Origin of the sequence: Sphingopyxis chilensis (assembly GCF_035930445.1) — a bacterium.
Classification (GTDB): domain Bacteria; phylum Pseudomonadota; class Alphaproteobacteria; order Sphingomonadales; family Sphingomonadaceae; genus Sphingopyxis; species Sphingopyxis chilensis.
The window spans coordinates 3,471,877-3,483,722 of record NZ_CP142394.1; the positions used below are offsets into that span (position 1 = coordinate 3,471,877).

14 protein-coding genes and 1 riboswitch are annotated in these 11,846 nt (G+C 64.6%); of the genes, 7 read left to right on the forward strand and 7 right to left on the reverse strand.

Going from position 1 to position 11,846, the window contains the following annotated elements; all coding sequences use genetic code 11:
• Positions 1-26 precede the first annotated feature (26 nt).
• From gltX to VSX79_RS16285, 3 genes are read right to left on the reverse strand one after another with little or no spacing between them, the layout of a single operon-like run.
• Positions 27-1,337, reverse strand: coding sequence for a glutamate--tRNA ligase (gene gltX / locus VSX79_RS16275; protein ID WP_179493489.1), 1,311 nt, complete (start codon positions 1,335-1,337; stop codon positions 27-29).
• On the reverse strand, positions 1,334-1,762 hold the full coding sequence (locus VSX79_RS16280; RefSeq protein ID WP_179493488.1) for a hypothetical protein: 429 nt from the start codon (positions 1,760-1,762) through the stop codon (positions 1,334-1,336). Before VSX79_RS16280 ends, gltX begins: the two co-directional genes overlap by 4 nt.
• Positions 1,759-3,426 (reverse strand): NAD+ synthase, encoded by a 1,668-nt coding sequence (locus VSX79_RS16285; protein WP_326913868.1) that lies wholly within the window; start codon positions 3,424-3,426, stop codon positions 1,759-1,761. Before VSX79_RS16285 ends, VSX79_RS16280 begins: the two co-directional genes overlap by 4 nt.
• 124 nt (positions 3,427-3,550) lie before the next feature.
• Here VSX79_RS16285 and VSX79_RS16290 point away from each other — a divergent pair, with 124 nt between their 5' ends.
• Positions 3,551-4,486 (forward strand): ribose-phosphate pyrophosphokinase, encoded by a 936-nt coding sequence (locus VSX79_RS16290; protein WP_179493486.1) that lies wholly within the window; start codon positions 3,551-3,553, stop codon positions 4,484-4,486.
• A gap of 4 nt (positions 4,487-4,490) precedes the next feature.
• On the opposite strand, the gene VSX79_RS16295 is transcribed toward VSX79_RS16290, so the two are convergent.
• Positions 4,491-5,033: a TetR/AcrR family transcriptional regulator gene (locus VSX79_RS16295; RefSeq protein WP_179493485.1), complete on the reverse strand. Its 543-nt coding sequence runs from the start codon at positions 5,031-5,033 to the stop codon at positions 4,491-4,493.
• 116 nt (positions 5,034-5,149) lie between these two features.
• Here VSX79_RS16295 and hisN point away from each other — a divergent pair, with 116 nt between their 5' ends.
• The 4 genes from hisN to rplT all read left to right on the forward strand — a co-directional run bounded on the left by hisN (position 5,150) and on the right by rplT (position 7,000).
• Complete coding sequence (gene hisN, locus VSX79_RS16300; protein ID WP_179493484.1) at positions 5,150-5,932, forward strand: histidinol-phosphatase; 783 nt, start codon at positions 5,150-5,152, stop codon at positions 5,930-5,932.
• A gap of 17 nt (positions 5,933-5,949) precedes the next feature.
• Complete coding sequence (locus VSX79_RS16305) at positions 5,950-6,300, forward strand: GFA family protein (RefSeq protein WP_179493483.1); 351 nt, start codon at positions 5,950-5,952, stop codon at positions 6,298-6,300.
• 117 nt (positions 6,301-6,417) lie between these two features.
• Complete coding sequence (gene rpmI, locus VSX79_RS16310; RefSeq protein ID WP_058803495.1) at positions 6,418-6,621, forward strand: 50S ribosomal protein L35; 204 nt, start codon at positions 6,418-6,420, stop codon at positions 6,619-6,621.
• A gap of 13 nt (positions 6,622-6,634) precedes the next feature.
• Positions 6,635-7,000: a 50S ribosomal protein L20 gene (rplT, locus tag VSX79_RS16315; RefSeq protein ID WP_167920066.1), complete on the forward strand. Its 366-nt coding sequence runs from the start codon at positions 6,635-6,637 to the stop codon at positions 6,998-7,000.
• A 176-nt stretch (positions 7,001-7,176) separates the two neighbouring features.
• Here rplT and VSX79_RS16320 read toward each other — a convergent pair whose 3' ends face one another.
• The 3 genes from VSX79_RS16320 to VSX79_RS16330 form a co-directional block, all read right to left on the reverse strand.
• Positions 7,177-7,581, reverse strand: coding sequence for a GFA family protein (locus tag VSX79_RS16320; protein ID WP_179493482.1), 405 nt, complete (start codon positions 7,579-7,581; stop codon positions 7,177-7,179).
• A gap of 81 nt (positions 7,582-7,662) precedes the next feature.
• Positions 7,663-8,355: a helix-turn-helix transcriptional regulator gene (locus VSX79_RS16325; protein ID WP_326913869.1), complete on the reverse strand. Its 693-nt coding sequence runs from the start codon at positions 8,353-8,355 to the stop codon at positions 7,663-7,665.
• Positions 8,355-8,795: a DUF6265 family protein gene (locus VSX79_RS16330; RefSeq protein ID WP_326913870.1), complete on the reverse strand. Its 441-nt coding sequence runs from the start codon at positions 8,793-8,795 to the stop codon at positions 8,355-8,357. The genes VSX79_RS16325 and VSX79_RS16330 overlap by 1 nt, the downstream gene beginning before the upstream one ends.
• 78 nt (positions 8,796-8,873) lie before the next feature.
• Positions 8,874-8,985: riboswitch (TPP riboswitch) on the forward strand.
• Between the two features lie 43 nt (positions 8,986-9,028).
• Between VSX79_RS16330 and thiC the strand changes: the two genes are divergently transcribed.
• Both thiC and VSX79_RS16340 read left to right on the forward strand, forming a co-directional pair.
• Positions 9,029-10,921: a phosphomethylpyrimidine synthase ThiC gene (gene thiC / locus VSX79_RS16335; protein WP_326913871.1), complete on the forward strand. Its 1,893-nt coding sequence runs from the start codon at positions 9,029-9,031 to the stop codon at positions 10,919-10,921.
• A gap of 391 nt (positions 10,922-11,312) precedes the next feature.
• Complete coding sequence (locus tag VSX79_RS16340; RefSeq protein ID WP_326913872.1) at positions 11,313-11,834, forward strand: hypothetical protein; 522 nt, start codon at positions 11,313-11,315, stop codon at positions 11,832-11,834.
• Positions 11,835-11,846 lie beyond the last annotated feature (12 nt).

An 11,846-nucleotide genomic window follows, 5' to 3' on the forward strand; every position in this document is an offset into this window, starting at 1 on the left:
GAATCAATCGGCCGGGCGATTCGCGCCTATGCGGCCGAAAGCCGCGCGGACGCCTCGCTCTTGTCGATCAGCGGCAGCAGCTCGGCCATGTCGGGCCCGTGATCGCGTGCCGTCAGCGCGCGGCGCAGCGGCAGGAACAGCGCGCGGCCCTTCGCGCCCGTCGCCGCCTTCACCGCGCCGGTCAGCGCGTGCCAGGGATCATTCGTCCAGTCGATATCCGGCACGGCAGCCGCCGCCGCGTCGAGCACCGCGCGGTCGGCCGCTTCGGCAGGCGGTGGTGCGAAGGGGCCCTCGAACACGGGCAGCCACTCGGCCGCCTCGGCGACCGTCATCACATTCGGGCGAATCGCGTTCCAGCGCGCTTCGGTGATCGCGGCGGGGAGTCGCCCGGCGACCGCGGAATGATCGGTGTGATGCAGGATCTTCTGGTTCAGCAGCACCAGCTCGGCTTCGTCGAAGCGCGCGGGAGCGCGGCCGAAGCGCGTAAAATCGATGCTCTCGATCAGCGGCGCGGGCGTCGTCACCGGCTCGACCGGATCGCTGGTGCCGAGCCGCGCGAGCAAAGCGACGAGCGCGATCGGCTCGATCCCCTCATCGCGCAGGCTCGCCATGCCGAGCGAGCCGAGCCGCTTCGACAATTTGCCCTCGGTCCCGACGAGCAGCGCTTCGTGCGCGAATTCGGGCGGCTTCGCCCCGAGCGCGTCGAACATCTGGATCTGCGCCGCGGTGTTCGACACATGGTCCTCGCCGCGCACGACATGCGTGATCCCCATCGCGATATCGTCGATCACGCTCGGCAGCAGATAGAGCCAGCTGCCGTCGGCCCGGCGCACGACGGGGTCGGACATGGTCTTCGGCTCGAAATGCTGCGGGCCGCGGACCATGTCGGTCCACTCGATCGGCGCATCATGGTCGAGCCGGAAACGCCAGTGCGGCGCCACGCCTTCGGGCACCGGCGCCCCCTCGGGGCGGCGCTCGTAAACCGGCGGCAGCCCGCGCGACAGCAGCACCTTGCGCCGGATGTCGAGTTCCTCGGGCGTCTCGTAACAGGCATAGACGCGCCCGTCCGATTTGAGTTTTTCAAACTCGCGCTCATAAAGCGCAAAGCGCGCCGACTGCCGCTCCTCGCCGTCGATATCGAGCCCCAGCCACGCGAGGTCGGCGCGGATGCCCTCGACATATTCCTCCTTCGACCGCTCGAGGTCGGTATCGTCGATGCGCAGCAGGAAGCGCCCGCCATGCTTGCGCGCCCACATCCAGTTGTGGAGCGCGGTGCGGACATTGCCGACATGCAGGCTGCCGGTCGGCGAGGGGGCGAAGCGGGTAACGACGGTCATGATGTTTCTCTTGGGCGCCGGCAGGTCATTGATGTGCGCGAATGACCGATGCGGCGCGGAGGATCATGTTTGACACCCCATCCGGCTCCATCGCGAGCCTCCACCCATTTCAATATGGCGATACAACGCAGGCGTTCGGGTAAGGCCGGATCGGTTACCGCGACGCCGTTGCGGGTCAGCATTCGGCGTAGCGTGAAGCTGCACGTCTTGCTTTTTCGTCCGTCAGGGCAAGACATATCCTCAACCTGGATCACGACATCATCGCCGTTACGGCCCATGGCCCACTCCGTGCTCACCTCCACATTGCCGTTCCCGATCATCGCATTGAGACGAACGTCAGCGAAGATTGCTGCACAATATTCGCAGGAGCGCTCGGGGGCGGTTTCCGGCTCGGCCAGAAACAGGAGCAAGAGTGCGGCGATCATGCAGTCCGAAACCCGTGCGTGATCGGATAGCGCCGGTCGCGCCCGAAATTGCGCGTCGACAATTTGACCCCCGGCGGCGCCTGGCGTCGCTTATATTCGGCGAGCATCAGGAGGCGCTCGATCCGCGCCACGGCGTCGCGATCGAAACCATATTTCGCCACGACATCATCGACGCTCGCTTCCTCTTCGACGAGCATATGGAGCATCCGGTCGAGATCGGCGTAGGGCGGCAGGCTGTCCTCGTCCTTCTGGTCGGGGCGCAACTCGGCGCTCGGCGGCTTGGTGACGATATTGTCGGGCATCACCGGCGTGACCGGGTTGCGCGACAGGCGCGGGACATTTTCGTTGCGCCACTTCGCGATCGCAAAGACCGTCATCTTGTACGCGTCCTTCAGCGGGTTGTAGCCGCCCGCCATGTCGCCATAGATGGTCGCATAGCCGACGCTCATCTCGCTCTTGTTGCCCGTTGTCAGCAGCATCGGGCCGAATTTGTTGCTGAGCGCCATCAGCGTCACACCGCGGATGCGCGACTGGACATTCTCTTCGGTGATGTCGACCTGCTTGTCGGCGAAGCTGCCGGCAAGCATCACGTCGAACGCCTCGACTGCGGGAACGATCGGGATCGTGTCGAGCCTGCACCCGATCATGCGCGCGCATCCGGCCGCATCGTCGAGGCTCTCTTCGCTGGTAAAGCGACTCGGCAGCATCACGCACCAGACCTTGTCGGGGCCCAGCGCATCGGCGGCGATCGCGGCGCAGATCGCCGAATCGATCCCGCCCGACAGGCCGAGCACCACGCCGGGAAAGCGATTGCGTTCGACATAGTCGCGCAAGCTGAGGATCATCGCGCTATAGATGTCGGCGGGGTGCGCTTCCCATTCGGCGATCGCACCGGGTTCGCAGGTCCAGCGCCCGTCGCCCGCATTCGTCCAGCGCGTGACGCGCTCCTCGCTCTCCCAGTCGGTTAGCCGGTGCGCGGTCGATCCATCGTCGTTGAGGACGAAGGAGCAGCCGTCGAACACCAGCTCGTCCTGCCCGCCGATGCGGTTGAGGAAGATCAGCGGCAGCTTCGTTTCGGCGACGCGGCTCGCGAAGACTTGGGCAAGGCGGCGCTCGTCCTTGTCGATCTCATAGGGGCTGCCGTTGACCGATATCAGCAGCTCGGCGCCCTGCGCGGCAAGATGTGAGCTCACCTTCGGCAGCCAGCCATCTTCGCAGATCGGCAGCCCGAGCTTCACCCCGCGCCATTCGACGACGTCGGGCAACGGCCCCGGCGCGAAGATGCGCTTTTCGTCGAAGGTGCCGTAATTGGGCAGTTCATGCTTGCGCCGCGTCGCGACGATTTTGCCGTCATCGAGCAAGGCGACGATATTATAGAGCGCTTCCCCCTCCCGCTCGACCGACCCGACGAGCATCGCCGGGCCCCCATCAGCGGTTTCCGCCGCCAGATCGGCGAGCAGCTTCGTCGCGCGCTCGGCGAGCGCGGGTTTGAGCACCAGATCCTCGGGCGGATAGCCGATCAGCTGGAACTCGGGGTAGAGGATCAGGTCGGCGTCCTTATGCCGCGCGCGAACGCTACGCATCGCATCGGCATTGGCGGCAAGATCGCCGACCGCCTGCGTCATCTGCGAAAGGACGATGGTAAGCGTTTCGGGCGAGGTCATGCCTTGCCCATATTCCGCCCGCGGCGCCGGGGCAATGGCGGCGAAGCAACTAGACCCTTCCCCTCTCCGCCCAGGGTGGCTAAGGGGCGCGCAATCCCACCCGCGCGAAAGGGCCTTGCACGCCATGAAACTCATCTCCGGCAACAGCAACCTGCCGCTGGCCCGTGCGATCGCGGACTATCTCGAACTGCCGCTGACCGACACGAGCGTGCGCCGCTTCGCCGACGAAGAGGTGTTCGTCGAAATTCACGAGAATGTCCGCGGCCAGGACGTCTTCGTCGTCCAGCCGACGAACTTCCCCGCGAACGACAATCTGATGGAATTGCTCATCATCAACGACGCGCTGCGCCGCGCCTCGGCGAAGCGCATCACCGCGGTCGTCCCCTATTTTGGCTATGCCCGCCAAGACCGCAAGCCCGGCCCGCGCACGCCGATCTCGGCGAAGCTCGTCGCGAACCTGATCACCACCTCGGGTGCCGATCGCGTCCTCGCGATCGACCTTCACGCCGGGCAGATCCAGGGCTTCTTCGACATCCCGACCGACAATCTCTATGCTGCGCCGGTGATGAGCGCCGACATCCAGGCGCGCTTCGGCGGCAAGAATCTGATGGTCGTCTCGCCCGACGTCGGCGGCGTGGTGCGCGCACGCGCGCTGGCGAAGCGCCTCGACAACGCCCCGCTCGCGATCGTCGACAAGCGCCGCGAGCGCGCGGGCGAATCGGAAGTGATGAACATCATCGGTGACGTTTCGGGCCGCTTCTGCATCCTGATCGACGATATCGTCGATTCGGCGGGCACGCTCTGCAACGCCGCCGCCGCGCTGAAAGCCGCGGGCGCCGAGGGTGTTGTCGCCTATTGCACGCACGGCGTGCTGTCGGGCGGCGCGGTCGCGCGCGTCGATGCGAGCGAACTCACCGAGCTCGTCATCACCGATTCGATCCAGCCGACCGACGCGGTGAACGACAGCGGCAAGGTCCGCGCGCTCACCGTCGCGCCCTTGCTCGGCGAAGCGATCAAGCGCATCGCCGACGAAACGAGCGTCTCCTCGCTCTTCGACTGATGCGTCAGCGCGCGACGAGCGCGCCGACGATATGCTCCATCTGCCTCCGGAAACTCGCATGGTCGGGCACGGCGTGGACGAGCCCGCGCGCCGTCCAGCATAGGGCCTGCGCCATGCTGCCCGCGCGCGCGACCGCCGATCCCGGGCCGCTCAGGCGGATCGCCTCGGCTATCGCGGCGACCAGCCGGCGTTCGGCGGTGCGCACCGCATCGGACGGATCGCGCTGGAGCATGGCGACGATCTCGGCGCCATGCGGCGAGGCATGGAGCGCCGCCATATGCCGCCCCACCCACGCGTCGAGCGCATCGACCAGTCGGTCGGCGAGCGTTTTCGCCGGCTGTTCGATGCTCGCGAGCGCGGCGGCGAGCGACGCGTCGATCAGCGCCTTCGTCGCCCAGCCGATCAACGCACCCTTCGATCCGTAGCGCAGATAAAGCGCCTGCCGCGAGACGCCGAGCGCGGCGGCGATATCCTCCATCGATGCCTTGCGCAGCCCATAGCGCGCGAAGGTCGCGACGATCGCATCGAGAGGAAACTCGCCCGGCATCGGCGTGATTTTACAGTTTATATGAATATTGTAAAATCGATATAATGACGTACCGAAGGGCGCGATATGTGCGCTGCGGACTGGCGGCGCGGGCCGGGCTGGGCTAGCGGGGGGCGATGTCGATTACCTCTGACCTTGCTCTCGCCAACCGCCTCGCCGACGCCGCGGGCGAAGCGATTCGCCCGCTTTTTCGTTCGCACTGGGCCCACGAAGCCAAGGCTGACGCGTCCCCGGTGACCGAAGCCGACCGCGCCGCCGAAGCCGCGATGCGCCGCCTGCTCGATGCCGAGGCGCCGCGCGACGGCATCATCGGCGAGGAATATGGCGCCGAGCGTCCCGAGGCCGCGCGCCAATGGGTGCTCGACCCGATCGACGGCACGGTCAGCTTCATGGCCGGCCGCCCGATCTTCGGCACGCTGATCGCGCTGCTGCAGGATGGCTGGCCGCTGATCGGGATCATCGACCAGCCGATCTCGGGCGAGCGCTGGGTCGGCGCAACGGGGCATCCGACCTTGTTCAGTGGCGTGCCCGCGACAACGCGCGCCTGCCGCAGCCTGTCCGACGCCGTTCTCGCGACGACCGGCCCGCAATATTTCAGCGACCATGACGGCGAGCATTTCATGGCGCTCGCGGCAAAGACGTCGCACAAGCGGATGCTCTTCGGCGGCGACTGCTACAACTATGGCCTGCTCGCGAGCGGCCATATCGACCTCGTCGTCGAAGCGGGGCTGAAGCTCCACGACTTCGCCGCGCTCGTGCCGATCGTCGAGGGTGCGGGCGGGACGATGTGCGACTGGAACGGCGACCCGCTGCATAGCGAGAGCGCGGGCCATGTCATCGCACTGGGCGATCCGGCGCGGCTCGAGGATGTGATCGAAGGACTCGCCTGCCACCACTGACAAGGGGAGGAACGGACATGGCTTATGAAGGCAGCTGCCATTGCGGCGCGGTGACCTATACGGTCGAGGGCGACATTCCCGACACGGCGATGAGTTGCAACTGCTCGCATTGCCGGCGCAAGGGCTTCCTGCTGACCTTCGTGCCGATCGACCGGTTTCGTCTGGAGAGCGGCAGTGACAAGCTCGCGTCGTACAAGTTCAACAAGCATAATATCGACCATCAACTCTGCTCCGACTGCGGCTGCCAGAGTTTTTCGGTCGGCATCGCCCCCGACGGCGCAAAGATGGCCGCGGTGAACCTGCGCTGCGTGCCCGATGCCGATCTCGACGCGCTCCAGATCCAGAAGGTCGACGGCGCGAGCTTTTAATCGGCTTCCAAGCTTGCATTTCCGGGCGAATCCCCCTAAGCGCCCCGCTTCCGATTGTGTCGGCTGGCTGAAAGGGCTGCCAGGCCGATACGCAAACGGACTTCAAAGGAGACCAAAATGCCCAAGATGAAGACCAAGAGCGGTGTGAAGAAACGCTTCAAATTCACCGCCTCGGGCAAGGTGAAGCACGGCGTCGCCGGCAAGCGCCACCGCCTGATGTCGCACAACTCGAAATATATCCGCACCAACCGCGGCACCAGCGTGCTCAGCGATTCGGACGCGGCCCATGTGCGCCTCTGGGCGCCCTACGGCCTGAAGTAAGGAGCGCTAGACCATGTCACGCATCAAACGCGGCGTCACCACGCGCGCCAAGCACAAGCGCGTATTGGATCAGGCGAAGGGCTATTATGGCCGTCGCAAGAACACGATCCGCATCGCCAAGCAGGCCGTCGAAAAGGCGGGCCAATATGCTTACCGCGACCGCAAGGTAAAGAAGCGGAGCTTCCGCGCCCTGTGGATCCAGCGCATCAACGCCGCGGTTCGCGCCGAAGGCCTGACCTATTCGCAGTTCATGCACGGCGTGAAGCTCGCCGGAATCGAACTCGACCGCAAGGTCATGGCCGACCTCGCGATGAACGAAGGCGGCGTATTCACCGCGATCATCGCGCAGGCGAAGGCGGCGCTGCCCAAGGCAGCCTGACGCTTTCAGCCAGGACGAACGAAACAAGGGCGGTCCCGCGGGGCCGCCCTTTTTCGTCGGGGTGTCCGTTATCGACCGGAAGCTGCTGTTCTACTTCTTACTTCGTCATTCCCGCGAAAGCGGGAACGACGATCCCCACCCCGAAGCCGACGCTTCAGCAAACCAGCCGCGCCCCCTCACATATGCGCGGTGACGGCGGGCGGGTTCCACCAATTATTGCCCGCGCCGTCCATATGGGTCACGGGCAGCGCCGCCATTTCGGCCGGAGTCAGATCGTCGAGGCACGCGATCGACACCGAAACATAGGCGCCGCCGATCTCCTCGACATAGCCATGACCGAACGCCGACACCCCGCACGCCTTGCAAAAGACATGATGCGCGCTGTTCGACCCGAACTGATAGTCGGACAGCGCCGCGGGATCGGTCAGCAGGCGAAATGCCTCGGGCTTGATCTGCGCGTTCCAGCCCCGCTTCTTGGTACAGATCGAACAATTGCATTTGCCCGTCCCCGCCTCGAGGTCGATGTCGGCCTCGAACTTGACGGCGCCGCAGTGGCACGAACCATGATGGGTTTTCAGCATTTCCTATCCTCCGGTCGGGTGCGCGCCGTCCGCCGGCGCCGCTCTCCCGAAGGGGATAGCCCACCCCCCTGACGGATCATGTCAGGAGGCGTCGTCCCAGCCGTTGCGCCGCCACCAATCGGCCATCAGCACCGCGCGCCGCCGCCCGAAGCCGGTCTCGCCGATCCGCGCCGCGACGATGCGGTCGATGCGAAAGCTGCGGTAATCCTGCCGCAGCAGGCACCAGGCCGCGATGATCTGCTTCTCCTCATAATAGGCGAGCGCCGCGGGCCAGATCGCGCGGGCCGTCGCCTTGCCGCGCTCGTCGGCATAGTCGATGTGCAGCACCTTCTCCGCGCGCATCGCATCGCGCACCGTCGCGAGCAGGGGCGCATCGCTCTCGCGCCACTGGCTGTTCACCGGCCACAGCCCCGCCTCGTCGATCCGCTGCTTGAGTTCGTCGGGGCTCGCCGCCGCGATCTTGGCGAGCGCCAGCCCCGCGGCGCGCGACAGCGATCCGTCCTGCCGCCCCTCGACCCAGCGCGCGCCGAGCACGAGCGCCTCCAGCTCGTCGGCGGTGAACATCAGCGGCGGCAGGAAAAATCCGGGGCGCAGCACATAGCCGACCCCCGCCGCCCCCTCGATCGGCGCGCCCAGGGCGATCAGCGCCTGGATGTCGCGATAGAGGGTGCGCACCGACACGCCCTGCTCCTCGGCCAGCACCTCCGCCGTCACCGGCCGCCGCCGCCGGCGCAGCCCGTCGATGATCGCGAACAACCGTCCCGTCTTGTCCATCAGCGCCGCCGATAGCTCCAGCTACGCGGCTTCGACCCGTCGATCGCCGAGATCGTCGCGGTCAGCGTGTCGCCGCCCCGAACATAGGCGATGCGCTGCGGATAATCGTGCGCGGCGTTCTCGAAGGTCGCGCTTGTCCCCTCCTGCCGCACCAGCCGGAACACGACCGGCGCCCCGCCCTGCGGCATCGCGATATAGGCGAGCGCGCCGTCGTCGCCGCGCGCGATGCGCAGAAATTCGAACTCGCGCAATGCCTCGTCGCGCCCCGAGCGGCTGTGCCCCAGCATCACCCCGCCGCGCGCGGGCGCCCAGCTTTCCTCGGTCCAGCGCCCGTCCGCCTCGCTCACCCAGTCGCCGGCGAGCCAGCCGAGATCGTCGACCGTCGCCGCCGGGCTCGCCGCCACCAGCAGGACCGATAGAACCGCCGCCATGATCCGCATGAATCTCTCCCTCGCCGCTCATTACCATCGCACCATCCCCATCATCAATGGACAGCGCATCCCCCGGCCCCTATAACCCCTCCATCCCCGGGGAGCCGCGTCTGCAAGGGCCGGTTGAGAGCGGAATAGACCGCGACCCGTTGAACCTGATCCGGCTAATACCGGCGGAGGGAGGGTTGGCGTTCCTAAGCCGGAATCCCATTCTCGCTCCGATAAAAATGGAGCGACTGCACATGGCCGACATCGATTCCCGCCTCGACAAGAGCGCCGCAACCCCCATCGGCGTCACCACCGGCCCCATCCGCGGCAGCCGCAAGATTCACGTCGCGACGCAGACCGGCAGCGGCATCCGCGTCGCGATGCGCGAGATCGACCTCGACCCGCATTCGGGCGAGCCCCCCGTCCGCGTCTATGACACGTCGGGACCCTACACCGACGCCAACGCCACGATCGACATCAACGCCGGCCTCCCCGAGATTCGCGCCGACTGGATCCGCGGCCGCGGCGACGTCGAAGAAGTCACCCAGCGCGAGGTGAAGCCCGAGGACAACGGCCAGCTCGGCCCGGATCGCTCTGGAGGAGTCCCCGCCTTCCCCAATGTCCGCCGCCAGGTCCTCCGCGCCAAGCCGGGTCAGAACGTCAGTCAGATGCACTATGCCCGCCGCGGCATCATCACGCCCGAGATGGAATATGTCGCCGAGCGCGAAAATCTCGGCCGCGCCCGCCTCGCCGAATATAAGCGCGACGGCGAAAGCTTCGGCGCCAGCATCCCCGACTATGTCACTCCTGAGTTTGTCCGCGACGAGGTTGCGCGCGGCCGCGCGATCATCCCCAGCAACATCAACCACCCCGAATCCGAACCGATGGCGATCGGCCGCAACTTCCTCGTCAAGATCAACGCCAATATCGGCAACAGCGCGGTCGCCAGCGACGTCGCGGCCGAGGTCGACAAGATGGTCTGGTCGATCCGCTGGGGCGCCGACACCGTCATGGACCTGTCGACCGGCCGCAACATCCACGACACGCGCGAATGGATCATCCGCAATTCGCCCGTCCCGATCGGCACCGTCCCCATCTATCAGGCGCTCGAGAAAGTGGGCGGCATCGCCGAGGATCTGACCTGGGAGATCTTTGCCGACACGCTGATCGAGCAGGCCGAGCAAGGAGTCGACTATTTCACCATCCATGCGGGTGTTCGTTTGCCCTACGTCCCCCTCGCGGCAAAGCGCATGACCGGCATCGTGTCGCGCGGCGGCAGCATCATGGCGAAATGGTGCCTCGCGCATCACAAGGAAAGCTTCCTCTACGAACGCTTCGACGAGATTACCGAGATCATGAAGGCCTATGACGTCGCCTACAGCCTCGGCGACGGCCTCCGCCCCGGCAGCATCTATGACGCGAACGACGAGGCGCAGTTCGCCGAGCTCTACACGCTGGGCGAGCTCACCAAGCGCGCCTGGGCACAGGATGTGCAGGTGATGATCGAGGGCCCGGGCCACGTCCCGATGCACAAGATCAAGGAGAATATGGACAAGCAATTGGAAGCGTGCGGCGAGGCGCCCTTCTACACGCTCGGGCCGCTCACCACCGACATCGCGCCGGGCTACGACCATATCACCAGCGGCATCGGCGCCGCGCAGATCGGCTGGTACGGCACCGCGATGCTCTGCTACGTCACCCCCAAGGAGCATCTGGGCCTGCCCGACCGCGACGATGTGAAGGTCGGCGTCGTCACCTACAAGCTCGCCGCGCACGCCGCCGACCTCGCCAAGGGCCACCCCGCAGCCCAGGTCCGCGACGACGCGCTATCGAAAGCGCGCTTCGAATTCCGCTGGCGCGACCAGTTCAACCTGTCGCTCGACCCCGACACCGCCGAGCAATACCACGACCAGACGCTCCCCGCCGAGGGCGCCAAGTCGGCGCATTTCTGCAGCATGTGCGGTCCTAAGTTTTGCTCGATGAAGATCAGCCAGGAAGTCCGCGACTTCGCGAAGCTGCAAAATCAGGACAGCGCCGGCTTCATCGCCGCGGAGGAGGCCGAGAAGGGCATGGCGGAAATGAGCCAAGTCTATGAGGACACGGGGCGCGAGCTGTATATGGGCGCGGGTGGGCGGGAGCATGATTGAGAATCACGCACCTCTAATCGCAATTTGTCTCCGATTTAGACATTACTAAATCCACCACTACAGCATTCTACGGGGCCCTATCGGGCCCCGTTTCATTAGGTGTCGGCGAAACCATGCAACGCTGGCGATACGCAGTCAAACGTTGATAATTTTATATAATTGATTTTAGGTCTTTTTTATCCAAAAAAACTTGTACTGCCCACCTGACGCCAGCTTTGCATGGTTTCACCGACACCTATTGAGTGCAGATATCTCGGAAAAATCCCACATAAATTGGGCATGCAAGATTCATATTGACAACGCGCTTAACGCATCTGAAAATGTTACAAACAGCGAGTTAAGGTCAACTAGTCGAGTTTCGACTTTACCTATGAGATATGGAGGGATGTAGATGACCGTTAAAATTCATCTAGAAGTTGGCGGCTCTGTTGTCGCAGCCGAGGGCGGCGCCGATTTCGTTCAAAGCGTTGTTGATCGCTGGCAGCACCTGCTGGTTACAACAAGCGCTAATCCACCCCCCTCCCGGAATGCACAAAAGACCAGCGAGCCCGCAAGTCACCTTTCGAGCAATGGCCCAGACAGTGAATATGACAATGTCTTTGCCAGGCACAATGATCGATTAAAGGTAATTGCAGAGATCCCTGGCTCCTCGAAAGCTGAGGTAACCCGGAACACCACCCTTGTCTTGCTTTACGGAGAGCACCTATCTGGCACGGAAGAAGTTTCTGCTGAGAGAATTAAAGAGACTTGCATAGACCACGGCTGCTACGACAATAAAAACTTTGCCGCTCACCTCAAGTCTTTGAAACCAAAGGTTGTGATGGATCCAAAGCCGGGCGGCGATTACACCGTAAAGCTAACCGCTCCCGGACGAAAATTTGCGAAAGATTTGGTCGAGCGCCTTAATCAATAGGCGCCTACTGTG

Bases quoted from the DNA above. Each gene is read 5' to 3' on its own strand.
- gltX (WP_179493489.1), bottom strand. From the start codon at position 1,337: ATGACCGTCGTTACCCGCTTCGCCCCCTCGCCGACCGGCAGCCTGCAT.
- VSX79_RS16280 (WP_179493488.1), bottom strand. From the start codon at position 1,762: ATGATCGCCGCACTCTTGCTCCTGTTTCTGGCCGAGCCGGAAACCGCC.
- VSX79_RS16285 (WP_326913868.1), bottom strand. From the start codon at position 3,426: ATGACCTCGCCCGAAACGCTTACCATCGTCCTTTCGCAGATGACGCAG.
- VSX79_RS16290 (WP_179493486.1), top strand. From the start codon at position 3,551: ATGAAACTCATCTCCGGCAACAGCAACCTGCCGCTGGCCCGTGCGATC.
- VSX79_RS16295 (WP_179493485.1), bottom strand. From the start codon at position 5,033: ATGCCGGGCGAGTTTCCTCTCGATGCGATCGTCGCGACCTTCGCGCGC.
- hisN (WP_179493484.1), top strand. From the start codon at position 5,150: ATGTCGATTACCTCTGACCTTGCTCTCGCCAACCGCCTCGCCGACGCC.
- VSX79_RS16305 (WP_179493483.1), top strand. From the start codon at position 5,950: ATGGCTTATGAAGGCAGCTGCCATTGCGGCGCGGTGACCTATACGGTC.
- rpmI (WP_058803495.1), top strand. From the start codon at position 6,418: ATGCCCAAGATGAAGACCAAGAGCGGTGTGAAGAAACGCTTCAAATTC.
- rplT (WP_167920066.1), top strand. From the start codon at position 6,635: ATGTCACGCATCAAACGCGGCGTCACCACGCGCGCCAAGCACAAGCGC.
- VSX79_RS16320 (WP_179493482.1), bottom strand. From the start codon at position 7,581: ATGCTGAAAACCCATCATGGTTCGTGCCACTGCGGCGCCGTCAAGTTC.
- VSX79_RS16325 (WP_326913869.1), bottom strand. From the start codon at position 8,355: ATGGACAAGACGGGACGGTTGTTCGCGATCATCGACGGGCTGCGCCGG.
- VSX79_RS16330 (WP_326913870.1), bottom strand. From the start codon at position 8,795: ATGCGGATCATGGCGGCGGTTCTATCGGTCCTGCTGGTGGCGGCGAGC.
- thiC (WP_326913871.1), top strand. From the start codon at position 9,029: ATGGCCGACATCGATTCCCGCCTCGACAAGAGCGCCGCAACCCCCATC.
- VSX79_RS16340 (WP_326913872.1), top strand. From the start codon at position 11,313: ATGACCGTTAAAATTCATCTAGAAGTTGGCGGCTCTGTTGTCGCAGCC.